This is a genomic window from Spirosoma sp. KNUC1025, from assembly GCF_045160025.1.
Lineage (GTDB): Bacteria > Bacteroidota > Bacteroidia > Cytophagales > Spirosomataceae > Spirosoma.
The window spans coordinates 950951-974535 of record NZ_CP087139.1; the positions used below are offsets into that span (position 1 = coordinate 950951).

At 46.2% G+C, this 23585-nt stretch carries 23 protein-coding genes and 1 riboswitch; of the genes, 9 read left to right on the plus strand and 14 right to left on the minus strand.

Annotated elements, in window-relative coordinates; translation table 11 throughout:
- Positions 1 to 65 precede the first annotated feature (65 nt).
- The gene (locus LN737_RS04120; protein WP_405516460.1) at positions 66 to 341 is read left to right on the plus strand and encodes a hypothetical protein; all 276 of its coding nucleotides are present in this window, start codon (positions 66 to 68) and stop codon (positions 339 to 341) included.
- On the opposite strand, the gene serS is transcribed toward LN737_RS04120, so the two are convergent.
- The 5 genes from serS to LN737_RS04145 form a co-directional block, all read right to left on the minus strand.
- Positions 338 to 1609: a serine--tRNA ligase gene (gene serS / locus LN737_RS04125; RefSeq protein WP_405516462.1), complete on the minus strand. Its 1272-nt coding sequence runs from the start codon at positions 1607 to 1609 to the stop codon at positions 338 to 340. The genes LN737_RS04120 and serS overlap by 4 nt on opposite strands.
- A 123-nt stretch (positions 1610 to 1732) precedes the next feature.
- Positions 1733 to 3058 (minus strand): aspartate kinase, encoded by a 1326-nt coding sequence (locus tag LN737_RS04130; RefSeq protein ID WP_405516464.1) that lies wholly within the window; start codon positions 3056 to 3058, stop codon positions 1733 to 1735.
- A 70-nt stretch (positions 3059 to 3128) separates the two neighbouring features.
- Entirely contained in the window at positions 3129 to 3635 is a 507-nt protein-coding gene (gene ribH, locus LN737_RS04135) for a 6,7-dimethyl-8-ribityllumazine synthase (RefSeq protein ID WP_405516466.1), read from the minus strand.
- Between the two features lie 189 nt (positions 3636 to 3824).
- On the minus strand, positions 3825 to 4520 hold the full coding sequence (locus LN737_RS04140) for a tetratricopeptide repeat protein (RefSeq protein WP_405516468.1): 696 nt from the start codon (positions 4518 to 4520) through the stop codon (positions 3825 to 3827).
- 67 nt (positions 4521 to 4587) lie between these two features.
- Entirely contained in the window at positions 4588 to 4830 is a 243-nt protein-coding gene (locus tag LN737_RS04145; protein WP_405516470.1) for a DUF4926 domain-containing protein, read from the minus strand.
- A gap of 80 nt (positions 4831 to 4910) precedes the next feature.
- Positions 4911 to 5005, plus strand: a riboswitch (TPP riboswitch).
- Positions 5006 to 5065: 60 nt separating this feature from the next.
- On the opposite strand from LN737_RS04145, the gene LN737_RS04150 reads away from it, so the two are divergent.
- Positions 5066 to 7447 carry a TonB-dependent receptor gene (locus LN737_RS04150; protein WP_405516471.1) on the plus strand — a complete coding sequence of 794 codons (2382 nt, stop codon included), beginning with the start codon at positions 5066 to 5068 and terminating at the stop codon, positions 7445 to 7447.
- A 97-nt stretch (positions 7448 to 7544) separates the two neighbouring features.
- Here LN737_RS04150 and LN737_RS04155 read toward each other — a convergent pair whose 3' ends face one another.
- Positions 7545 to 8681, minus strand: coding sequence for a cystathionine gamma-synthase (locus LN737_RS04155; RefSeq protein WP_405516477.1), 1137 nt, complete (start codon positions 8679 to 8681; stop codon positions 7545 to 7547).
- Between the two features lie 140 nt (positions 8682 to 8821).
- On the opposite strand from LN737_RS04155, the gene LN737_RS04160 reads away from it, so the two are divergent.
- A complete protein-coding gene (locus LN737_RS04160) occupies positions 8822 to 9493 on the plus strand; it encodes a TVP38/TMEM64 family protein (protein ID WP_405516479.1) in 672 nt (223 codons plus the stop codon).
- 16 nt (positions 9494 to 9509) lie between these two features.
- Here the strand turns inward: LN737_RS04160 and LN737_RS04165 are convergent, their stop codons facing one another.
- Complete coding sequence (locus LN737_RS04165) at positions 9510 to 10322, minus strand: alpha/beta hydrolase (protein ID WP_405516481.1); 813 nt, start codon at positions 10320 to 10322, stop codon at positions 9510 to 9512.
- Between the two features lie 30 nt (positions 10323 to 10352).
- On the opposite strand from LN737_RS04165, the gene LN737_RS04170 reads away from it, so the two are divergent.
- The 3 genes from LN737_RS04170 (at position 10353) to LN737_RS04180 (ending at position 13254) form a co-directional block, all read left to right on the plus strand.
- Positions 10353 to 10820 (plus strand): MaoC family dehydratase, encoded by a 468-nt coding sequence (locus LN737_RS04170; RefSeq protein ID WP_405516483.1) that lies wholly within the window; start codon positions 10353 to 10355, stop codon positions 10818 to 10820.
- Between the two features lie 164 nt (positions 10821 to 10984).
- A complete protein-coding gene (locus tag LN737_RS04175; RefSeq protein WP_405516485.1) occupies positions 10985 to 12154 on the plus strand; it encodes an acyl-CoA dehydrogenase in 1170 nt (389 codons plus the stop codon).
- 173 nt (positions 12155 to 12327) lie between these two features.
- Entirely contained in the window at positions 12328 to 13254 is a 927-nt protein-coding gene (locus LN737_RS04180; protein WP_405516486.1) for an AraC family transcriptional regulator, read from the plus strand.
- Positions 13255 to 13339: 85 nt separating this feature from the next.
- On the opposite strand, the gene LN737_RS04185 is transcribed toward LN737_RS04180, so the two are convergent.
- The 5 genes from LN737_RS04185 to LN737_RS04205 form a co-directional block, all read right to left on the minus strand.
- Positions 13340 to 13780 (minus strand): energy transducer TonB, encoded by a 441-nt coding sequence (locus LN737_RS04185; RefSeq protein WP_405516488.1) that lies wholly within the window; start codon positions 13778 to 13780, stop codon positions 13340 to 13342.
- Between the two features lie 3 nt (positions 13781 to 13783).
- The gene (locus tag LN737_RS04190) at positions 13784 to 14533 is read right to left on the minus strand and encodes a geranylgeranylglyceryl/heptaprenylglyceryl phosphate synthase (protein ID WP_405516490.1); all 750 of its coding nucleotides are present in this window, start codon (positions 14531 to 14533) and stop codon (positions 13784 to 13786) included.
- Complete coding sequence (locus LN737_RS04195; protein ID WP_405516492.1) at positions 14511 to 15044, minus strand: hypothetical protein; 534 nt, start codon at positions 15042 to 15044, stop codon at positions 14511 to 14513. The genes LN737_RS04190 and LN737_RS04195 overlap by 23 nt, the downstream gene beginning before the upstream one ends.
- Before the next feature lie 86 nt (positions 15045 to 15130).
- Positions 15131 to 15547, minus strand: coding sequence for a phage holin family protein (locus tag LN737_RS04200; protein ID WP_405516494.1), 417 nt, complete (start codon positions 15545 to 15547; stop codon positions 15131 to 15133).
- A gap of 134 nt (positions 15548 to 15681) precedes the next feature.
- Entirely contained in the window at positions 15682 to 16068 is a 387-nt protein-coding gene (locus LN737_RS04205; RefSeq protein WP_405516496.1) for a TraR/DksA family transcriptional regulator, read from the minus strand.
- 333 nt (positions 16069 to 16401) lie between these two features.
- Here LN737_RS04205 and LN737_RS04210 point away from each other — a divergent pair, with 333 nt between their 5' ends.
- Positions 16402 to 17676 (plus strand): Glu/Leu/Phe/Val dehydrogenase, encoded by a 1275-nt coding sequence (locus LN737_RS04210; RefSeq protein WP_405516498.1) that lies wholly within the window; start codon positions 16402 to 16404, stop codon positions 17674 to 17676.
- 113 nt (positions 17677 to 17789) lie between these two features.
- Positions 17790 to 18455: a phosphatidylserine decarboxylase family protein gene (locus tag LN737_RS04215; protein WP_405516500.1), complete on the plus strand. Its 666-nt coding sequence runs from the start codon at positions 17790 to 17792 to the stop codon at positions 18453 to 18455.
- 78 nt (positions 18456 to 18533) lie between these two features.
- On the opposite strand, the gene LN737_RS04220 is transcribed toward LN737_RS04215, so the two are convergent.
- Complete coding sequence (locus tag LN737_RS04220; protein WP_405516501.1) at positions 18534 to 19340, minus strand: SMP-30/gluconolactonase/LRE family protein; 807 nt, start codon at positions 19338 to 19340, stop codon at positions 18534 to 18536.
- A 251-nt stretch (positions 19341 to 19591) separates the two neighbouring features.
- On the opposite strand from LN737_RS04220, the gene LN737_RS04225 reads away from it, so the two are divergent.
- A complete protein-coding gene (locus LN737_RS04225; RefSeq protein ID WP_405516503.1) occupies positions 19592 to 21229 on the plus strand; it encodes a GMC family oxidoreductase in 1638 nt (545 codons plus the stop codon).
- 6 nt (positions 21230 to 21235) lie between these two features.
- On the opposite strand, the gene LN737_RS04230 is transcribed toward LN737_RS04225, so the two are convergent.
- The gene (locus tag LN737_RS04230) at positions 21236 to 23530 is read right to left on the minus strand and encodes an ATP-dependent helicase (protein ID WP_405516504.1); all 2295 of its coding nucleotides are present in this window, start codon (positions 23528 to 23530) and stop codon (positions 21236 to 21238) included.
- Positions 23531 to 23585: the final 55 nt, after the last annotated feature.

A 23585-nucleotide genomic window follows, 5' to 3' on the forward strand; every position in this document is an offset into this window, starting at 1 on the left:
GTAAACGAAACGTGCCACAGTTTGAAACTGTGGCACGTTTCGTTTGTCTGGATTGTTACCTATGTATGGAAACGAACTTGATTAATCCAGATTTTTTTACATCGGAAACTGCCTTCCGGTCGGCCATCATACCAGGCAAATTTGTGCGTATTGAGTATCTAACAGACCTGAGCGAATTCATCAAAACGGACGTAACGATCAAGCAGCTTGTCCGTGAAAATGGCACCGAATGGCTTGAATTAGCAACCGGCGATGTCATACCGCTTGATCGGGTCGTCAGTGTTTCAGGTAACCTATCGCCCCGTTATCCAGGCTACGGCAATTACTCGTGTGATTGTTAGTCTATAATATCAAACCCGCAATAGGGAATCAGCACTGTAGGAATACGAATGCCTTCCGGAGTTTGGTTATTCTCCAGAATCGAAGCCAGAATTCGCGGTAACGCTAAGGCTGAGCCATTGAGCGTGTGCATAAGTTGCATCTTTCCGTCAACTTTTGAGCGGAGTTTAAGCCGATTCGCTTGATAAGTTTCAAAGTTTGATACTGAACTGACTTCCAGCCAACGCTGCTGCGCTGCCGACCAGACCTCCATATCGTAGGTAAGTGCCGACGTAAAGCCCATATCTCCCCCTGAAAGACGTAACACTCGATACGGTAATTCTAATTTTTGAAGAAGCCCCTGAACGTGTTGGCTCATCTCCTCAAGGGCCGCATACGAATTCTCGGGTTTCTCTATCCGGACAATCTCAACCTTATCGAACTGGTGCAGACGATTCAACCCGCGTACGTGCGCACCCCATGAACCCGCTTCCCGGCGAAAACAGGGAGTGTACCCTACATTCTTAACTGGAAGCTGATTTTCGGGCAGAATAACGTCACGGTAAATGTTTGTGATCGGAACCTCGGCCGTTGGTATCAGGTATAATTTGTCTTCGGTCACGTAATACATTTGCCCCTCTTTATCAGGCAATTGGCCGGTTCCAAAGCCCGAATCCTCATTGACAACAATGGGTGGCTGAACCTCAACGTAGCCAGCTTTTAAGGCTTCATCCAGGAAAAAATTGATCAAGGCACGCTGAATCCTGGCGCCTTTTCCTTTATAAACCGGGAATCCAGCTCCTGAAATCTTGACGCCAAGCTCAAAGTCAATGATGTCGTATTTTTTGATTAGCTCCCAGTGGGGCTGAGCGCCTTCATAAAGAGTCGGTTTTTCGCCGTGTTCCAGCACAACTTCGTTATCCTCTGCGGTACGTCCCTTAGGAACGCTGGTATGTGGAATGTTCGGAATTGTCACCAGAACAGCCTGGAGGTCTGTCTCGATCTGACGTAACGTATCCGCAAGCATTTTCGAACGGGCTTTTAGCTCGGCGGTTTCAGCTTTAGCGGCTTCTGCTGCCGCTTTATCACCGGCTTTCATGAGTGCGCCAATCTGGCCCGCTTTAGCATTTGATTGAGCCAATACGTCATCAAGTTCGCGCTGAGTATCACGACGTTGCTGGTCGATTGTCAGCACCTGTTCCACAGTGGCTTCGGTATTGGCAAAATGCCGCTTGCGAAGACCCGCCACTACCGTCTCTTTATTTTCGCGGATGAAGGAAAGTTGAAGCATTAGTTTGTATGTATAAGACGTTTAATAACGTCAATGAATTCTTCGTTCTGCACCGAAACTATTAAAGCTGATTAAGAAACCGTTCGTGGTACCGGGAGCATTACGAACAAAAACGAGTATAGTTTAAACTGAAAACAGTCCATCATTCAAGGCGTTTAGCGCATCGGCTTTGTAACGGCCATGAACCAACAGAGAGAGGTTGCTTTCGGTACCGCCATACGACACCATGCGAATAGGTATGTTTTTCATCGCGTTAAAAACACGTACGGCTACTCCCTCGTTGTCGGCACTGAAATTGCCAACTACACAGATAATCGTCTGGTCGTAATCTGGTTCTTCAAGCGTACAGAACGCACTCAGTTCAGCTTTGATATCGTCGATGCGCTCTGTGTTATCGATAGTAACCGATACTGAAACTTCAGACGTAGCAATCATATCGACCGGCGTTTTATACTTTTCGAAGATCTCGAATATCCGGCGTAGGAAGCCATACGCATTCAGCATACGGGTCGAGTGAATATACAAAGCCGTAATCCCGTCTTTGGCAGCCACCGCTTTAAACACTTCACTTGAAGTACGATCCGCGATCAATGTACCCGGAGCGCTCGGTTCCATCGTGTTTTTCAGTCGCACAGGTACACCAAACATCCGGGCAGGAGTGATAGTCGATGGGTGCAGGATTTTCGCACCAAAATACGCCAGTTCAGCCGCTTCATCAAATGTAAGTTCCCGAACCGGGAACGTATTCTTCACGATGCGAGGATCGTTGTTGTGCATCCCGTCAATGTCTGTCCAGATCTGGATTTCTTCCGCCTGAATAGCGCCCCCGATCAACGATGCTGTATAGTCTGAACCACCACGCTTGAGGTTGTCGACTTCGCCACGGGGATTTCGGCAAATAAATCCTTGTGTAACAATGATCTGCTTGTCGTCCTGCTGGGGTAGAATTTCGGCTAGTTTTTGTTGTGTAAAGTGAATTTCCGGCTCGTTATCCGCGTCAATACGCATAAACTCGAGGGCCGGTAACAGCGTTGACGAAACGCCTTCTTCAACCAGAAACGCCTGGAAAATCTGTGTACTCAGCAATTCGCCTTCGGCCACTAATTCCTTTTCCTGCTTAAGGGTAAAAGGCTTAATGCCTGTTAGGGAACGGATAAATGAAAATTCGTTATCGACAATTCTCTGACCGGCGGCTTTCCCTTCTTCCGTTTTGTACAGATCATTGATAAACCTATCATAATGCGCTTTGAGCGCGTCGATTTTTGCGTTGGCCTCAGAATCATTATTGGCTTTAAGCGATTCGCCAATGGCTAATAAAGCGTTGGTTGAGCCAGACAGAGCCGACAATACGACAATTTTCCGAGTATCATCTTCGGTGATCAACTTGCGGATAGACTGCATACGCTCGGGCTTCCCGACCGATGTACCGCCAAATTTCCAGACGTGCATAGAATGATAGAATTGTTGACTGATTGACTGGTTGAATTGAATTCGATCATTCAACCAGTCAATCAGTCAATCATTTAAATTGAAAACTATAAACCTGTTGCTGTAATCCCAGCATTTTAATTGCCGTTATAGCTGCTTCATCCCCTTTGTTGCCATGTTTGCCACCCGCCCGATCAAGCGCCTGCTGCTGATCGTTGGGCGTCAGAACGCCAAAAATGATCGGCTTACCCGTTTGCAGGCCAACATTTGTTAGACCCTGAGCTACGGCATGGTTGATGTAGTCATTATGTTTCGTTTCGCCCTGTATGACGCAACCAAGAGCAATCACAGCATCAATATCGTCGCGCTGAGCGAACCACAGTGCGCCTAAACTCAATTCGTAACTACCCGGTACATTGCCACGGATGACATTTTCGGACGTAGCACCGTTATCGAGGAGGGTTTTGTAAGCACCCGCAAAAAGCGCTTCGGTGACCTCACTGTTCCATTCCGAAACAAGAATTGCGAATCTGCGTCGACTCACATCAGGTAAATCGTCCGTTGAAAAGACACTTAAGTTTTTTTCGGCTGTGGCCATCTGAATTGCACCGGCAACCCGGCGGGATTTATTTTAATTAGCTGATTTAAGGGTTGTCAAAACCAGAATTTTTTCTCTGTTGAAAGCAAAATCATGCCTGTCATACAAGTCAAATAAATCCCGGTTCAGACAATAAAAAAGGACAAAACTTGGTCGGTTTTGTCCTTTGTAGTAATCGTTTATCTACGCTTATGACTCACCGACCATCGCTTCGAGCATGGATTTATACTTCTTAGCACTAATGGCCTCGGCAGACTGAGCGTATTTATCGATAATGCTATTATATGTCTCAATAGCTTTATCGTTTTGCTTAGCCTGTTCCTGAGCAGTAGCCAGTTTCAACAGATAACCGGGCGTAAAATATTTATTTGGCTTATAGTCAGCTGCTTTCTGGTAATACTCAGCCGCTTCATCGAAGCTTTTCTTTTCCATATAAGCGTCGCCAATGAGCGCGTAAGCACGAGCCTGCACCAGTAAATCTGAAGCACTAAAATTTTTCAGACGGTCAATGGCTTCGTCGTATTTGCCCTGTTTAATTAAGGCAACACCTGCATAAAACGCTGCCAAATTCCCAGCTGGGGTCGACCCATAATTGTCGGCAACGGCTATTAGGCCAGGGCTTTTGCCATCGCCATTCAGCGCTTTTTTGAGGGAATCTGCTTCGAGTTGGTAAACCGATGGGAACAATTCGGTTTGTGCGGTTTCGTCCTGAGTACCGATATAATACCGATATCCAAAGAAGCCAGCTACTAGCAATAGGATGCCACCCAACACACCAAAAACGATGTTTCGGTTCTGCTCGAAAAAATCTTCAGCCCGTTCCAGCTGACCGGCCAGCGCATCGGGGTCTTCCAGAAACTCCATTCCGGTGTTCTTTTTACTCATGCTTTTGCAATTTGGACTGCAAAATTATGAATATTTACCATTACGGAAAAGCGTAAACCTCAAAAGTTTACGAATCATTTTGTTCCTGTAGGAACATATCGCGTACAGCCATGATTTCTGATGGGCGTACGGGACGAATTTGATGCGGTAATAACGTTTCGATAGCTATCGCCTGACCAATTAACGTGACAAACTCGACCTCAAAAGCTTTTCCTTCATTGTACACGGTTAAAATCGTACCAACGTCGCCGGCTCTCAGGCGCCCGTCAGCAACATCTTCCTGCAACACAACTAAATCAAACTCGTTCATACGTAACAATACTAGTTCACAAAAGAAACGAATGACATAAAGTCTTGTTTTGTTAAAATTAAATTAACTTTGCCACGCTAATCTTAGATAAGGGGTGCCCTAAAACAACGGGCTGAGATTATACCCATCGAACCTGCGCGGGTAATGCCGCGAAGGGAACTGGTTTTCTTACGTTAACATAATAACTAACCAAAGGTAGGTTTGGCCCCTTTGCCTATCGTCATGCTTTTTCGTCATGAAAAAACCGACGACTGTGCCAGTTTATCTTACAGCCCTATTATGGCTGTTAACTATGCCTTCCTGGGCACAAATTACTATTTCGGGAACGGTCAGTGATGCCGAGGGCGGTACGCTGCCCGGTGCAGCTATTGTACTTGAAGGAACGTACAAAGGGACTTTTACGGATGCCGAGGGAAATTTTCAGCTCACGAATATTAAGCCGGGCCCTACTTCCTTACGTGTTTCTTTACTGGGCTTTTCTCCCCAGACACAGACGCTCAACCTGACGCAGAATACCACAATCACCATTACGTTGCAGAAAACGGCTGTGGCTGTCGATGAGGTTGTAGTGAGTGCAACACGGGCCAACCAAAAATCGGCAATTGCTTACACGGACGTAACACGTCGGGATCTGGATAAGCTGAATCTGGGACAGGATATTCCACAACTACTCAACTTTACGCCTTCCATTGTCACTACGTCGGATGCGGGTACAGGCGTGGGATATACAGGCATCCGTATTCGTGGCTCCGATGCTACCCGAGTAAACGTAACGCTCAATGGTATTCCCTATAATGATGCCGAATCGCAGGGGACATTTTTCGTTGATATGCCTGATTTCGCTTCGTCAGTGAGTACAATTCAGATTCAACGGGGTGTTGGTACGTCGACAAACGGGGCGGGTGCGTTTGGAGCATCGGTTAATATCCAGACGAATAAACTGGAGGATAAACCGTATGCCGAAGCCAATGTATCTGCCGGGTCGTTCGGTACGCGAAAAGTGAACGTACTGGCCGGGACGGGTTTGCTGAATAATCATTTCGTGCTGGACGCCCGCCTTTCGAAAATTCATTCTGATGGATACGTCGACCGAGCCTTTTCCGATCTTAAATCCTTTTATCTATCGGCTGGTTATTACGCCAAAAAGAGCTTCGTTCGATTAAATGTATTTTCGGGACAAGAGCAAACGTACCAAGCCTGGAATGGCATACCAGAATCGCTACTGAAGACGAACAGAACATACAACTCGTTTACCTATGATAACCAGACCGATAACTACCAGCAGGATAATTACCAGTTGATCAGTTCGCATGAGTTGAGCAAAAACTGGCGGGCGAATCTGTCGTTCTTCTATACAAAAGGCAAAGGGTATTATGAAGAGCTAAAGCCAAACGACAGCTTCAGCAAATACGGGTTGCCTAACGTAACAATTGGCGATTCTGTAATTTCAAAAACCGACATTATCCGGCGCAAATGGCTTGACAATGATTTCTACGGAACCGTTTTTTCGCTGGATTACAACAGCTTTGGCAAACTAACGGCTAATATTGGCGGGGGCTGGAATCAATATAAAGGGGCGCACTACGGTGAGATAATCTGGGCGCGCGTGGCCGGAAACACAGACATTCGCCATCGCTACTACAACGACGATGCTACGAAACGAGATTTTAACCTCTACGCAAAGGCTTTTTATCAGTTCAGCAATTCGCTCAACGCATTTGCCGATTTGCAGGTACGAACAGTTTATTACTCGTTTCTGGGCTTTAATAGTCAGCTGCAGAATGTTCAGCAGGATGCAACGCTAACATTTTTTAACCCAAAAGGCGGTCTGACGTATACCATTAATGACCGTAGCTCAATCTACGGATCGGTGGGAGTGGGGCACCGTGAACCTAACCGGGACGACTACACTCAGTCGTCGCCAGAGAGCCGGCCAAAGGCAGAAACGCTGGTTGATTATGAGATCGGTTATAAAGTTCAGTCCGAACGCCTTGCCTTCACAGCAAATGCCTATTTCATGAATTATCGAAATCAGCTGGTTTTATCGGGCCAACTGAATGACGTTGGGGCTTATAACCGTGTGAACGTACCCAAAAGTTACCGGGCCGGACTGGAGCTGGAACTTGGAACAAGACTAGCGAAGCAATTACGCTGGAATGTAAACGCTACGTTCAGTCAGAACAAAATCAAAAATTTTACCGAGTATCTCGACAATTTTGACAACGGTGAGCAGGAAGCGCGTCAATATAGCGAAACGGATATTTCGTTCTCGCCAAATGTGATTGCCGGGTCACAATTGTTGTTTACGCCTGCAAAAGGTTTGGAACTTGGCCTGCTTTCGAAATATGTCGGGAAGCAGTATCTGGATAACACATCAAACGAGAATCGTAAGATCAACGCGTATTTTACAAACGATATCCGTCTGATTTACAGCTTAAAGCCAAAGTTCGCTCAGGAAATCGCGTTTACGTTGCTATTCAATAACGTATTCAACGAATTGTATGAATCGAATGGCTATACATATGCCTATATCGTTGAAGGAAACGTAACGGCTGATAATAGCTATTATCCCCAGGCAGGACGGAATTTCTTGGCCGGAATACGAATACGTTTCTAAACCAGGATTTTCTGGATTTAACGGATTAACATGATTATGCATCCAATGAATTGGGTAATAAAATCAGGTCAATCAGTTAGATCCAGAAAATCCTGGTTCAGATGGCCTGATCCAGATCCTGAATCAGATCCTCTACGTCCTCAATACCAACACTCAGGCGAATTAGCGTGTCTTTCAAGCCGTTACGTTGCCGTTCTTCTTTAGGTATGCTTGCGTGGGTCATACTGGCTGGATGGGTGCAAAGTGACTCGACTCCCCCTAGCGATTCGCCCAGTGAAAATACTTCGAAGCTTTCCATAACCCGCACGGCTTCGGGCATTGAATCGCCTTTTAACTCGAACGATACCATACCGCCAAAATCGCGCATCTGTTTTTTGGCCAGTTCATGGCCCACATGCGATTCCAAACCCGGGTAATAAACTTGACCAACTTTAGGATGCTGGTTTAGATACTGAGCCACTTTCATGGCGTTTTCGCAGTGCCGCTGCATTCTGATGTGGAGCGTTTTAATGCCACGTAGCACCAGAAAACAATCCTGTGGACCGGGTACGGCCCCACACGCATTCTGAATAAAAGCAAGCCGCTGCGCCGTTTCATCGTCGTTCAGAACAATAGCACCCATAACGGTATCCGAGTGACCGCCAAGGTATTTTGTAACCGAATGCATCACGATATCAGCGCCTAAATCGAGCGGGTTCTGGAGATAGGGTGAAGCAAACGTATTATCGACCACGAGCTGAATATGGCGAGCCTTTGTAAATGCGGCAATGGCGGCAATATCGACCAGTCGGAGCAGCGGATTTGTTGGGGTTTCAATCCAAACCATCTTTGTCGAAGGCGTAACCGCTGCTTCCAGATTAGCTGGGTTCGACAAGTCTACGAATTTGAATTTGAGGCCGAACTCCTGAAAAACACGTACCATGATCCGGTACGTACCACCGTATAGATCGCTGCTGGCAACAATCTCATCACCGGGTTTAAAAAGCTTAAGAATTGCATCGGTTGCCCCCAAACCAGACGAGTAACAGATTCCATGTTTGCCGTTTTCGAGCGCTGCCAGATTATTTTGCAGGACTGTTCGCGTCGGGTTTTGCGTTCGGGCGTACTCGTACCCTTTGTGCTTTCCCGGTGATTCCTGTACGTAGGTCGACGTTTGATAAATAGGCGTCATAATTGCGCCTGTGGTTGGGTCCGGCTCAATACCGGCATGGATGGCTTTGGTTCCGAATTTCATGCTCAAAAGTAGCGAAAGTGGTGAGGAGATTTACTGTCTGGCGCTGAAAGCTAGGACTTATTGAATAAGCCCGGATGGATCATATTTGTTAAAGTTCGGATCACATTAAACCACAGACACGGTTTGCCCGTTTGGTAGACGTGAAGAACACCATTCTTAAAAATTTTACCGGACCCGCCATTGCAGGTATCGTATTGTCGGCAACACCCATAGTTGTTACGTCGTTGTTGACGTATTACGCTATTGTATATGAGTCTGCCATTGCCGGATTAACGGCCTGGCAGTGGGCTGGTATTACGTTTATTTTCACGCTTACATCCGCTGGTTTGACTCCGCCGACTATGCTGGCGCTGATATTTGGCTACTTTCTGGGTTGGCAGGCTGTACTTCCCCTGTTCGTTATCAATTTCGGAGGCATTCTCTTTATCAACCTGCTGGTTCGTTGGTTCGATCATGAACGATTCCGAACCTTTATTCGGCAGAATCCGAAAGCTCAGTCGATACTTGACCGAATTCTGAACAATGAGCTGGAGGTAATCTTCTACGCCAAACTCTCTCCGGTTCTTCCATTCGGTCTGACGAATCTGATGTTTGCTTTATCAGGGGCAAAACTCCGGAATATTCTGCTGGGTGGTTTTTTGGGGATGACGCCCAGGACGTTGCTGGCTATCTGGTCGGGACATGAAGCCCGTGAAATTAAAACGCTGCTGGAAAACCCCAATCAAAGTTCCTGGACACAGATTATTGTCATTGGTCTGGTTGTTATTTCGATTGCCGGTCTGTGGCATGTTATCCAGAAATCGCTGAAATAGAATCTATTTTGGTTGTCTATATAGCTGAATTAATCAACTTTTCAGCGGCTAGCTCAATCAATCGGTTATGTCCTGTTTTTAAAACCGTCAATTTAAAACGCCTGATTTTTTGGGTCAAAGGCGATATATACGTGCCGGGTACAAGTCGATCAAAGGCACCGACGAAAAAATGTACGCTAATCGCTTTCGTATTCAGGCTGTGGCTAATAGAATCGAGATTGGGCTTAATGCACCGAAATTGTGTCCAGCTTTGGTAGACACGCTCACGCTGTTTAGCTGTATGAAGTGAAATTTCGGCAAAGCGCATCACCGTTCGATTCAGCAAACCCAGACGTGTTAGCAGATGTCCGAGCCCGTACAGGATAGACAGGTGTTTCAGGCCGTAACGAAATAAAAAACGACCCGGTCCAGAACCTGTTGCCAATCGATACCAGCCGTTGACTATAATGCCGTCGGGGGCAATCAGAATCAGTTGATCGAGCTGATCAGAAAAACCTTCCACCATTGATAGGGCAAATCGCCCGCCCAGACTGAAGCCCATCAGCGAAAACCGTTCGATACGTTGCTCGAGTAAAAAAGCATCCAACAATCGCCACCAACTAGCTTCTGAAAGGGGTTTATTATCAGGGTAATAGCTGTTGCCGTGAAAAAACAAATCAATGGCGTAAACGGTAAATTGGCTGGCTAGATACGTTTCTATAGGCAAATAGACCTGACCTGTTTGGCCAAAGCCATGAAAAGCTATTAACACAGATTGCCCTCGTCCGAACTTTCGGTACGCAATTTGATAGCTTTCAAACTGAAACAGGTGAACAGAGCGGGCAGTCATATCGGCAAAATTGCATAAACCCGAAGAACGATGCTAACCTTTATAAATCTGGCTGCGTTTTCAGGCCATATAGGTCAATCACTTGGCGTAACGAATTACCTGACCGTTACGCAGGAAATGGTTGATCGCTTTGCTCAGGCGACGGGTGACTACCAGTGGATTCATACTGATCCTGAGCGGGCGGCTCGTGAATCACCTTTCAAAACAACCATTGCACATGGTTTTCTGACGCTGTCGCTGGCTCCCAAGCTATTGTCTGAGCTTTATCGAATTGAATCCGTAACCATGGGAGTTAATTATGGAGCGAATAAAATTCGATTTATGAATACTGTACCCGTTGGAAGCCATTTACGCATGAGAGCAACATTGCAACATACGGAACCGCAGGGTAAGGGTCTTAAAGCCACTATAGAATGTTTATTCGAACTGGAAGGGGCCTCTAAACCAGCTTGTATGGCTGAGTTAATTAGCCTATTGTTTGAACCGGGATTTATGTGATTTTATTGACCGACTATGATTGTCAAAAGTTCGTTTTCTATGAAAACAAAATCATAGTTGGTCAATAAAATCACACAAATCCCGGTCGGATGCATGCATATCTGTGGGTTTGTTTTTTAGTACTTTTACTCCATTGATTATACCAGATTAGTAAAGCAATTTATATGGCAACGGCAGCAACAGAGTTACAGGGCCTAAATTTTAATTTATCGGAGGAGCATCTTGCTGTTCAGGAAGCTGCCCGCGATTTTGCACAGAACGAATTATTACCCGGTATCATCGAACGGGATAATGAAGCCCGGTTTCCGACTGAACAGATAAAACGGATGGGCGAGTTGGGCTTCCTGGGCATGATGGTATCGCCTGAGTACGGAGGAGGGGGTATGGACGCCGTTTCTTACGTACTGGCAATGGAGGAAATCTCGAAAATTGATGCGTCAGCCTCGGTTGTTATGTCAGTGAATAACTCGCTGGTGTGTTATGGGCTGGAAGCTTACGGGACTGAAGAGCAAAAACAGAAATACCTGACTAAACTGGCTACCGGTCAGATCATTGGCGCATTCTGCCTGTCGGAGCCCGAAGCTGGATCGGATGCTACCTCACAAACAACAACCGCGGAAGATAAGGGTGATTTCTATTTACTGAACGGCACCAAAAACTGGATTACGAATGGCAACTCCTCAGGCGTTTGCCTTGTCGTTGCGCAGACCGACCGGGAGAAAAAACACCGGGGAATTAATTGCCTGATCGTTGAAAAAGGAGCGCCGGGCTTTGTAGTAGGCAAAAAGGAAGATAAAATGGGCATTCGGGCATCGGATACTCACTCGCTGCTGTTTACTGACGTAAAGGTGCCGAAGGAAAACCGTATAGGTGATGACGGGTTCGGATTTAAATTTGCTATGGCGACGCTCAACGGCGGGCGTATCGGGATTGCCGCACAAGCACTGGGCATAGCTGCGGGCGCTTATGAACTGGCGTTGAAATACAGTCAGGAACGTAAAGCCTTTGGTAAGCAAATATTTGATCATCAGGCTATTCAGTTTAAGTTAGCTGAAATGGCCACTAAAATTGAAGCGGCTCGTCTGCTTGTTTATAAGGCGGCAAGGCTAAAGGATGAGCATAAAGATTACGTGCAGGCGGCTGCAATGGCTAAATTGTTCGCTTCGGACGTAGCCATGTGGGCAACCACCGAAGCTGTTCAAATCCACGGGGGCTACGGTTATGTCAAAGAATTCCACGTGGAGCGTTTAATGCGCGATGCGAAAATCACTCAGATTTATGAAGGTACTTCGGAAATCCAAAAATTAGTGATTGCCCAAGAACTGGTCCGCTAAGAATTTTCTTAGTAAAATAGAATTTTTCAAAAGAGATAGTGCGTCTTCAACTTAGAGATGCACTATTTTTTTATTTTTTGGAAACTTTTACACTTTTATTAGTTTTGTACAAATTATTAGTTTTGTGCAACTTTGTATGTAGGCACAGATTTTAGAGCAACCTCCTTTCAGCCATGGAAGATTACAATAAAATAATCGAATCGTTGGGCGTTAAATTCATTAAGGCCCGCAATATTCGGATTTTACAGCCGATCACAATCAAGAACTTCTACGATGTAGAAAATACGTTATTGATTCTCTATAACGGGGATGTTTCCATCGGAGATGAAAAAATAAAAGTTGAGGTAGGGGATATGCTGTTTATCCCAGGTGGCAAACACGTTACGGTTACGTACGGTGATCCATCCAACCCCAAAACCGTCTCGAATGAAGAATTCATGACGCATCGGGAAGCGTACTGGGAAGGAAATCATGACCCTAAACTGATTGGCCATCTGCCAAACTCATTTGGTTACGTCTCCTTTGAGGCCAAAGTGTTTGACTCAGTCAACTTCTTCAACTCGCTGGATGTACCTCCGTTCATTATCAAGCGGGAAGAACACTTAGCTACCACAATCGATCAGATTCTAGCCGAAGATATGACAGATCTGGCTGGTAAAGGCCGGATTATCAAAATCAAAACCGAGGAAATTGTTATCGAGGTCGTTCGGTATATCCTTAAGAATCACCTGTTTGTTGAGCAATTGGTTACTAACAGCACGTATTTTAAAGACCCACGACTGATTGACATCTTTGCCTATATCAAGGAAAACTTGGGTGGAGATTTATCGAACAAAGTGTTAGCGAACGTAGCGAACGTATCGGAAGATTACGTGGGACAGTATTTTAAAATGCTGACCGGCATTAATCCACAGGATTACATCGAGTACCAGCGGATGGAAGCTGCTGTGGGGTTATTACGTACGAGTAAAAAGAGTATTCGCGCTATCGGTTCGGAAGTAGGCTACAAAGATACCGCTTATTTCTGCCGCCGGTTTAAGATGATGTTTGGGATTCCAGCTGGTAAAATGCGCCGTCGTGAATCACTGATGAACGTATAAATAGGGCTGCAGAAGGGAGTAAAGGAAAAAGGAGAAAGGATGTGCCAGCGCATTTCCTTTCTCCTTTTCCCTTTACTCCCTTCTGCTAATAAGGCATATGCACCTCAATAGGTAGGGTATAGAATACCGATACGGGTTTGCCATCTACCTCACCGGGTCGCCAGCGGGGCATTTTCTCAACCGCTGCTATAATGGAGACCATATACTTATGCATACCCTTCTCCATAGTTTTATCGAGCGGCTTGGTCACCACCCGTGGGTCATGGACATAACCGAACTCGTCGACAATAAACTTAGCTGATACAGAGCCAATATTGGGGCCTTTTTTTATCAGCGCACTGGGAACCTGAATGTTTTCGGCCAGATAAAGGCTTAAAGCGGAATTTCCACCCGGAAACTCGGGTTGCCGTTCAGCGACCGTGTAGATCTGCTGGTTACGGGATTGAGCAATTGCAGGTGAGCAGAAGGCAAGACAACCACAAAGAAGGCTCATCACAGCGAATAGCGAGAAAGCAAACGATTTCATAAGTTAAGCTTGAACGACTGATTGATTAAACTCGCGAACAGCGGCCGAAAGCTGTGGTAATAAATCCGGGTTCTGCTCAATGCCATTACCGACAACGATCATATCTGCCCCGGCTTTTAAGGCTTCGTACGCTTTTTCGCCCGAATTGATTCCTCCACCCACAATTATCGGCAGATCGACGGCGGCACGTACCGCAGCGATCATTATAGGCGATACAGCCCAACGGGCCCCGCTGCCAGCATCCAAATAAATCAGTTTTAAGCCGAGCATTTCTCCCGCCATCGCTGTACAGGCTGCTACGCCAGGTTTATCGTGTGGCAGGGGCATGGTGCCGCTTATGTATGAGACGGTTGTCTGCGTACCACTATCGACCAGCATATAGCCTGTTGGCAAAATTTCCAGCCCGCTTTTTTTTAGTAAGGGAGCGGCAATAACGTGCTGTCCTATTAGAAATTCAGGATTCCGGCCAGAAATAAGCGAAAGAAACAGAATGGCGTCTGCCGAAGGCTCAATGTGAGTCGGATTGCCGGGAAACAGAATAATTGGCGTTTGGCTATGTCGACGGATGGTGGCAATAACCTCTTTATGCACGTAATCCGTGACTAAACTGCCACCGACCAAAAAGAAGTCGACAGGAAAACGAGTTGTACTAACCACCAGGTCTGAAAGCGCGTTTTGCTCGATTTTATCAGGATCGAGCAAAACGGCTAATGCCTTTCGGCCAGAAAGCCTATAATGACGAAGAGTAGTCAACAGGCTCTGTGGGTGCCTGTTTGTGGTATTCGGTTGGATCGGCAGTTGGATTGATGGCATTATTGGAACGGATGCGGGCTAAAAATCCAGTTAGCTGCTCACGGGCGATATTGGTTAAAACAGATGTTAATATACCGCTGATTAGCCCGCTTGTAGCAGCCGAGGTTTTTATTTTGTCGGCCTGCTGCTTTACGGCTTTACGATTTGACGGGGGAACAGACTCCAGGTCATCCTCATCACCATCTTCGTAATCGTCGTCATCTAATTCATCCGGTTCTCCGTATTTCTCGGCGTACCGATATTCATCAGACTTAGGCAGAATGGCATTTACAACCAAATATACGGCTAAAGCGGCACCTGCAACAAACACCGTTGTTTTCCCGACTTCGGTAGCATCATCTTTAATGGATTCGACACCATCTGTAATGGAGGTTTTAAATCGCTCTGTGGCCGCCATTAACTGAGCGCGCCGGGCAGTTGTGTCGGCAAATGGTACTTTGGGATCTTCCATCTTATTTGTTCTTGATTCGTATGAACTTAATCAGGTAGTGGTTGTCAACAGATGAGCAGCAAAACGATTAATTGACTTACAATGAATTAGTTACCTGTATTACTCATTGAAGAGCGGGTTTGCGCCATCAGTTCTTCAACGGCTTCTGATTTTTCTTCTGTTTTTTTCTCCTGGCTCTTTTTAATGGAATTATAGGCAGCTACTCTGATTTTCGCTTTAAAAAACTCTTTAGCACCGATCCACAACAAACTTAAAAGCAGAAAAAAACCAGCAACAATTAAAAAGCCTAGATAACGGCTCTCCAACACTTCATTTAAATAAGCAGCTAAGAGAATAAACAAAAAAATAGTGGTCATTGTACCGAGCAGCGCCAAAACAATGCCATGCACACCAACAACAACACCTTCCTCTATTTTACCCCGGAGTTCCAGTGTAAATAGTTCAATCCGGGCCTCTAAATAGCGGAATATATTCTCACGAATTTCTTCCAGACGTTCCAGCATAATTATACACAGTTAGATTTCTATCTGCGTTATCTACAAAATACGAACTGATTTGTTTTAAAAAAGTAGGGCAAAATAAAAACAGCTTCACCAGTTAATATAGTGAAGCTGTTCTGTTTACCGACTTAATGAGGCTATCGTGACTGACGCAGTTTAGCTTCGATCGTTTGCTGTGTGTGAGGTACAGCCCGTAGACGTTCTTTAGGAATCAGTTTGCCGGTATCTTTACAGATGCCATACGTACCGTTTTTAATACGTACCATTGCAGCGTCTAACTGCTGAATGAACTTCTGTAAACGAGCGGCCAACTGGCTTAAATTTTCGCGTTCGCTGGTATCGGCGCCGTCTTCAAGAAGTTTAGAGTTTCCTGAAGTATTGTCGGTACCACTGTCATTGCGTTTGCTAAGCGTTTCCTTAATGTAGTTCAGTTCGCTACGGGTGGCTTCGAGCTTCTGACTGATCAGTTCCTCGAATTCTTTAAGGTCTTCTTCCGAATAACGTTTTTTTTCTTCCTGAACCATAATAAGTACGTACGTTAGATAGGGTACTTTATTCTGGCCACAAAATTAATGTTTTCTAATTAGTTTTTCAACGATTCACGTACCTATAGATAACTTTTTCTAAAAACTTGCTGAATTGGCATTAGTATATTTTTCAAACGAATCTTCGGATTCTAATGAATATTGAGCAAAACTGTTTGGAAATACGGGTTCGGGGAGAATAATTCTATGGTTTGTTAATTTTATATTAATCTTAGAAAAAATAGACCTTTCATAATATTATACTTGATTTATTAAGTTTGCAGCACACTTCACGACAGAATTTGTTTTTAAGAAAGAAGTTAAAGTAAGACCATGGGATATATTGAACCAGCTCCAATAAAAGATAAAGAGAATCCGCTTGAATCGATGATGTCGCGCTTTGATGCCGCAGCCAAATTGGTGGGCATTACCGACGAGATGTATGACATTTTAAAAGTGCCAGCCCGGCAGGTAATTGTAGGTCTTCCCGTAACGATGGATAACGGGACGATCAGGGTTTTTGAAGGCTATCGTGTAATTCATTCTAATATTCTCGGACCAGCCAAAGGCGGTATTCGTCTTGATCCGGCTGTAAACCTCGATGAAGTTCGGGCGTTGGCTGCCTGGATGACCTGGAAATGCGCGGTTGTCGATATTCCGTATGGTGGTGCTAAAGGTGGTATTGCCTGCAATCCACGCGAAATGTCGGCAGGAGAAATTGAGCGGCTTATTCGTCAATACACTGTTGCCATGCTCGACGTAATTGGCCCCGACCGCGACATTCCGGCACCGGATATGGGCACAGGTCCGCGCGAAATGGCCTGGATTGTGGACGAATATTCCAAATCGAAAGGAATGACCGTAAATGGTGTAGTAACGGGTAAACCGCTCGTATTGGGTGGTTCGCTTGGACGTACTGAAGCGACGGGGCGGGGAGTTACGGTAGCCGCTTTGGCCGCAATGGACAAATTACGTATGAATCCGTATCGGACCACAGCCGCTGTGCAGGGCTTCGGGAATGTTGGCTCATTTGCTGCCGAACTGCTTCATGAACGTGGTGTTACGGTTGTGGCTATCAGCGACATATCGGGCGGTTATTACAATAAAAACGGTATCGATATTACGGCGGCAGTAAACTATCGAAACTCAAACAAAGGCACACTGGAAGGATTTACAGGGGCAGAAAGCATTTCAAATGAAGAGTTGCTTTCTCTAGCTGTAGATGTTCTGGTACCGGCTGCCAAAGAAGACGTAATAACCGACGATAATGCAGGTTCGATTCAGGCAAAGATGATTGTCGAAGGTGCTAATGGCCCTACTTCGGCTAGTGCCGATGAAATAATCAACAGCAAAGGCATACTGGTTGTGCCTGATATTCTGGCAAATGCCGGTGGCGTTACGGTTTCTTATTTTGAATGGGTGCAGAACCGAATTGGCTATAAATGGACTCTTGACCGCGTAAATCGCCGGGCAGATCGGGCCATGAAAGATGCTTTTGACCGGGTATTTGAAACGTCACAACGGTATAAAGTGCCAATGCGTTTAGCGGCTTATATCGTTGCTATCGATAAGGTGGCCAGTACGTACAAATTCCGGGGCGGCTATTGATTTTCGACTTTTGATTGCTGATTTATGAATGAACAAACGGTCTGCTGTTTGTTATCATATAACTTTGTTTTCTGTTTATCATAAATCAGTAATCAAAAATTACAAATTGACTCATGCGTTTACACCGTGAAGGGACTACTATAATGGTCACAACAGGGCTGGTTCTATTAGCCTTGAATGTGCTCGCTTATGTTTATCTATTTTCCGACAATCCAACTGCTATTACTTTGCTGGCAATTGTCAGCCTGATTCTGTTTGTATTAATCGTACAGTTTTTTCGCGTTCCTAATCGGCTGTTAACGACGGGCGACACTCGGGTAATTGCTCCCGCTGATGGAAAGATTGTAGTAATTGAAGAAACTACGGAGGGGGAGTATTTTAAAGATCGTCGTCGGCAGATCTCAATTTTTATGTCACCCCTGAATGTGCACGTTAACCGAAATCCTGTTTCGGGTATCGTGCGTTATTTCAAGTATTTTCCTGGGAAATATCTGGTAGCATGGCACCCCAAATCAAGCACCGAAAATGAGCGGACAACGGTTGTTATCCAGACCGCAAACGGTGTAGAGGTGTTACTACGTCAGATTGCGGGTGCCGTAGCCCGTCGGATTATCTGGTATGTAAAAGAAGGCGAACCGGTTAAGCAGGGCGAAGAATTTGGTTTCATTAAATTTGGCTCACGCGTCGATGTGTTTCTACCCTTAGATGCCGAGATCAACGTAAAAATTGGCGACGTTACCCAGGGGGGCGTTACGGTGCTGGCCGAACTGAAAAGCTAATAGTTGTTTAGCAAAATTGGGTGGGTTTTCCGGTCTTGAGTTGATTTGAACGAGAGCAACCGGAAAACCCACCCAATTTTATATAGCCACACTCAAAAGCTCTCCTTTTTCGGTTTCTGTTACAACCAGTCCCAACTCTCCGGTGGGGTCTATCGCACAATTGGATGGGTTCTGACCAGGTAACTGAATATCTCTCACAAATTCCCCTTCACCAGAGAATACCCGTACGATGCCTGCTCCAAATACGGCGACATAAAGATTCCCATCAAGGCCAACAACCATTCCGTCGGGGCCAGGGATGTCGCCTGGTTCAGGATTTTCGATAACCGTTGTCCAGACGCGAATGGTTTCCCAGCTTAACGCTTCTGCATCCCAGTATCCGCTCCATATTCGCTGATTATGGGTTTCGGCGATCAGTAATGTGCGTCGGTCTGGAAGTAAGGCTAGCCCATTAGGGTAAGCCAGACCGTCCGCTATTACTTCAATGGAGCCATTGGCTGCATAAACGATTACGTACCCCTGTTCACTGTCGTCGGGCGGTCCGGGGCAGGTGATTAACAAATTTCCATTATCATCGAATAGCAAGTCATTAGGCATATTAAGTGGTTGACCACTTATTTGGTTAATGACTGTATCAAGAGCTTCGGTCTTAAGATTCATGCGACGAATGGCATTATAGCCTGAATCACAAAACCATAAAGATCCCTGATGGCATATCAGACCATTCGGCCGGCCACCTGTATGGACCCGCTTTGTGGCACCGTTGGCCTGCCGACAAAATAAACCTTCACCTTCCTGCTCTACGCACCAAAGGTTACCAGCAGCATCAAATTCAGGACCTTCAGGAAACCGAAGGCCTTTGGCCAGTACACGTATATCATCCATAGCGAAAAGTCGTTTCGTTGCTGCCTAATCTCACAAAATTCATCTCTGCACAGCTGGTTCGTCCATGTAAACAAGACAGACCAGAGCAACTACAAATTATAAAGCGAAGTGTTTAAATTTTGTTTACAAATTTTAAGTCTTTCCCTGCCTACAGCTAGCAAAATCATTGTTTCTGAAAGTCATTTGAATTGATTAATTTCTATTATTTGTGCGAAGAATTATAGAAATGATCGCATAGCTATTTCAATGATATGACTTTCGACTACATCATCGTTGGTGCTGGGTCAGCTGGTTGCGTATTGGCGAATCGATTATCGGCGAATCCAGAAAATACAGTCCTTCTGCTGGAAGCAGGTGGGCCGGATAAGAAAATGGAAATTCATATTCCGGCCGCCTATACTAAACTGCATGGCTCTGCGGTTGACTGGGCTTTCTGGACAGAACCACAAATGGCACTCAACGGCCGACGGATGTATCAGCCTCGGGGAAAAACGCTTGGCGGCTGCTCATCAACCAATGCGATGGCGTATGTTCGGGGGAATGCCCGCGACTACGACGATTGGGCGGCACTCGGCAACGCTGGCTGGGGCTTTGAGGACGTACTGCCGTATTTTATCCGCTCCGAACGTAACGAGCAGTACGAGCAACTTAATCCGAAGTATCATGGAAGCAATGGGCCGTTGAATGTTACGTATGCCACACGCTTTCAAACCCCTCTGGCCGAAGCTTTTGTTGAAAGCTGCAAACAAACGGGTATTACCCAAAACAACGACTACAATGGGCCTGAGCAGGAAGGCGTAGGGATGTTTCAGTTTACAATGAAAGACGGCCGTAGGCATAGCGCGGCATCGGCGTTTTTGAAACCCGCCCTGAACCGCCCAAATCTGAAGGTCATTACGCACGCTTACACGACACAGATTCTACTCCAGCATGATCGGGCTATCGGCGTGGAATTTATTACGGGTAAAAACCTGACTCAACGGGCTATGGTACGTAAAGAAGTCATTTTATCGGCAGGCGCGTTTCAATCCCCTCAACTGCTGATGCTGTCGGGTATTGGGCCGGCTGATGCGTTACGTGCCGTTGGGATAAAAGTGAGAAAGGAATTACCGGGTGTGGGGCAGAATTTGCAGGACCACGTATTTACAGGTATCAGCAGTTTAAGTTCTCAACGGGGTAGTTCCGCTAACTTTTATCTGAAACCATTTAATCAGCTAAAAGCATTTGCACAGTATTTCATAAACCGGACAGGACCCTTAACGATAGGCCCCATCGAAGCCGTTGCTTTTATGAAAACGGATCGGGCATCTACTGATCGGATCGATATGCAGTTTCATTTTGTGCCCGGACATTTCGGTAACGACGATCAGACTGACGTGTATAATCTGGCTACGTATCCTCACACCGACGGTTATACAATTCTGCCAACGCTCCTGAAACCTAAAAGTCGCGGATATATAGGATTACGTTCCAGTAATCCACTTGACGCGCCGGTTATTCAGCCCAATTACTTTGCGGAGGAAACCGATCGACACGTATTAATCAGTGGGCTCCGTAAAGCAATAGAAGTAAGTCAGGCCGAAGCCTTCAGGGCGTACAGTTTAGGCATCCATTTGCCGGTCAACTATAGCTCCGATGAAGATCTATGGCAACATATAATAGCTCGATCAGAAACGGTTTACCATCCGGTTGGTACGTGCCGGATGGGACCATTATCTGACGAGCAGGCTGTCGTTGACGAAACGTTACGTGTTTGGGGCATAGAAAGCTTACGCGTTGTCGACGCATCCATTATGCCCACAATCGTGTCGGGCAATACGAATGCCCCCGTAATCATGATTGCCGAAAAAGCAGCCGATATGATTCTGAGCGAGTCGAGCCGCCAATAGCCAGGACTAAGCTACAACCCGCAGTTTGGCAAAACTTAACAGCAGCACCTTTTCGCCTGCCTGCTCAAACTGAATCGTTGCTTTCCGCTCGGTTCCGTTCACATCTACTTTCTTGACGGTTCCAAAACCGAATTTCGCGTGTTCAACCCGTTGACCGGCGGCTAGGTCGGCTGTGCTGGTTGGCGCAAAATCGGCGGATGGCGTATGCGATGCAGTTGTCGGTGGGGTTTGCGTGCGCGCTGTTTTCTGGGCTAACGACCGGACAAAGGCCATTGACCCAGACGACGTACTTTCACTCCGGTCTCGCTCTGGGCGGTCAAAATCCATTCGGCTCGGTGCCGACCGCAGTTTGGAAAGCTTCAGATACTTCTGATCGATTTCCATCAGAAAACGGCTTGGTTCGCACATTTTCAGACGACCGTAGTGATAGCGCGTTTCGGCATACGATACGGTCAGTCGTTTTTCGGCGCGGGTGATAGCGACATAAAATAACCGCCGTTCTTCTTCCAGGTCGTTTCGGCTTTCGAGCATCATCTGGCTCGGAAACAAATCCTCTTCCAGTCCAACGATGTGTACGTTTTTGAACTCAAGCCCTTTCGCTGCGTGGATGGTCATTAGCGTCACTCTATCGTTATCGCCATCGTCTTCCTTTTCATCGGCAGAGGTCAGTAACGAAACCGATTGCAGGAAGGCTCCCAGACTTTTCTCTTCATTATCCGGGTTATCGACAAACTCCTTGATGGCGTTGAGCAACTCCTGCACGTTTTCGTACCGGGCGAGTCCTTCAACTGTTTTGTCATCGTACAACTCTTTCAGCAGCCCTGAGGCTTTGGCAATGTGCGAAGCCACCTCAAAGGCATCTTTCGTATCGAGCAGGAGTTTAAAACTCTTTATCAGATCCGCAAAGCCCTCAATAGCAATGGCTGACCGACCGGTTACGTGCTTGTTGATTTCGGAGACAATTTCCCAGACAGAATCCTCTTTTTCGGCAGCAATCACGCTGATTTTAGCAACGGTCGTATCGCCAATACCCCGTTTGGGCAGGTTAATAATACGTTTGAACGCTTCCTCATCCTGCTGATTGACGGTAAACCGTAAATAGGCAATCAGGTCCTTAATTTCTTTTCGCTGGTAGAAAGACAAGCCACCGATAATCCGATATTTGATACTCACCTTACGCAGGGCTTCTTCAAAGGCCCGTGACTGGGCATTGGTCCGGTATAGAATCGCGAAGTCGTTGTTGGTCAGCGACTCATTCATCTTCGTCTCAAATATTGCGGATGCTACCAGCCGCCCTTCTTCATTGTCGGACGAGGCTTTAATGACATCAATCGGGGGCCCATCTTCATTATCGGTGAAGACGTGCTTTTCCAACTGATGTTTATTGCGGGCAATGATCGAGTTGGCAGCCTCTACAATCGTTTTGGTCGAGCGGTAGTTCTGCTCCAGCTTTACGATCTTGACATTTTCTTTGCCGTAATCGCGCTGGAAGTTCAGGATGTTTTCGATGTTGGCACCCCGGAAAGCATAAATACTCTGGGCGTCATCGCCCACTATGCAGATATTCTCATGTACAGCGGCCAGCTTGCGCGTGATGAGATACTGCGATACGTTGGTATCCTGAAACTCATCGACCATTACATGCTGAAACTTATGCTGGTATTTATTCAGGATGTCCAGATGGTCGCGAAACAGTACGTTCGTATTGAACAGCAGATCATCAAAATCCATAGCGTTTGCTTGAAAGCAACGTAACGCATACTGTTTGTAGATCCGACCGATATGCGGCATCCGGGCTGATTCATCATCTGCCTGAATCACCGAATTGTTCAGGTAATCATCGGGGCCGATCAGGCGGTTTTTAGCGCCGGATATCCGGGCGAAAACGCTGTTGACGCGATACACCTTATCATCCAGCGCCATTTCCTTGATAAGACTACGTAACAACGACTTCGAATCGTCGGTATCATAAATCGAAAAATTGCTGGTATAGCCGATCGCTTTGGCTTCAATACGGAGTATCTTGGCGAAGACAGAGTGAAAGGTACCCATCCAGATGTTGCGGGCTTCTGTACCAACAACCTTTTCGATCCGGTTACGCATTTCACCAGCGGCTTTGTTGGTAAATGTCAACGCCAGAATTCGAAAGGGATCTATACCGTTTTCGATCAGATAGGCAATTCGGTAGGTAAGTACGCGGGTTTTGCCCGAACCGGCACCTGCTATAATCATCAGCGGGCCATTACCGTGCATAACGGCCTGCCGCTGTGGGTCATTTAATCCAGAAATGTAATCAACCATTCAGCTCGTTTCTATCCTTCTATAACAAGTAAAAGTACGAAATAATTTGGTTGAC